This is a genomic window from Virgibacillus siamensis, from assembly GCF_039522605.1.
Taxonomy (GTDB): Bacteria; Bacillota; Bacilli; order Bacillales; family Amphibacillaceae; genus Lentibacillus; species Lentibacillus siamensis.
The window spans coordinates 1,149-2,185 of sequence record NZ_BAAADS010000026.1 but is presented as its reverse complement, the minus strand read 5'-3'; the positions used below and the strand labels follow the sequence as shown (position 1 = coordinate 2,185).

Below are 1,037 nucleotides of genomic sequence, written 5' to 3'. Positions count from 1 at the left end.
ATGTACAATACGATCAAGAATCGCATCTGCCACCTGTGCTTGCCCCAACTTTGAATGCCAACCTTCCGGTGAGAATTGGGAACAGAATATAGTAGATGCTCTCTTTAATCTCGACTCGATAATTTCCAGGACGTGGAGTGCATTTTCTTCTGTAAGCTCGGTTAATAACCATTCATCAAGTATTAATAAATCAATCTTTTTGTATTTCTGAATGATCTTTCGGAAGCTGCCATCAGCTTCATACTTTGCGACAGCTAATTCATCAAGTAATTCTGGTAATCTAATATACTTTACTTTGTAAAATTGACGACACGCATGAACACCAAAGGCATTAGATATCCATGTTTTCCCGTTTCCTGAAGCCCCCATTAAAATAATGTTATGGTGATTTTGAATATAGTTCCCCGTTGCTAATTCTAATATTAAATCCTTGTCCAGGTTGCGATCAGGATGATATTCTATGTCTTCAATAGCTGCCGTCGGCTCATCAAATGTTGCTTGTTTAATTAATCGTGCCAGTCTATTTGATTTTCGACGATCATACTCGTAATCTACTAAAAGATTAAATCGATCATCGAAATCCATATCATGATAATCTTTGTTCTGACTTTGTTGCTGATATATTTCTGCCATTGCTCCCATTTTCATTTCGGTTAATTTACGTAATGTTTCTTGATTAATCATTATTTGTTCCCTCCAAAGTATTCAGCACCACGGACAAATCCATGACTATTGGTATTATTTTGTTGGTTATCGATATTTGACTTTTTCTTACGTTTCCGACTTCTATCTAATACACCTTTTAAAACAGAAATTGTGGGATTTGTTGATATTTCAAGTAATGTTTTAGTTGCTTTTTCTATTTCTTCCTTTGCGTATTTTGTTGATAAATTTCTTAGAGCGCTTAGGATGTTTAAAGCTTTCTTTTTCGCATTTATTTCTAAAATATAAGAAACAAACTGCACCATAGAAGGCCCGATTGTTTCTGCCCATTTACGATTATTTTCAGGATTATGTTCCAGATATAATCGATGATT

Annotated in this window: 1 protein-coding gene and 1 pseudogene; both read right to left on the bottom strand. The window is 34.7% G+C overall.

From position 1 onward, the window contains the following. On the bottom strand, positions 1-684 hold a 684-nt coding region (locus tag ABD010_RS18115; protein WP_343816433.1), incomplete at its 3' end, for an ATP-binding protein. Continuing rightward, positions 684-1,037, bottom strand: a pseudogene (locus ABD010_RS18110) (IS21 family transposase); the annotation flags it as partial. The pseudogene ABD010_RS18110 and the gene ABD010_RS18115, both read right to left, overlap by 1 nt.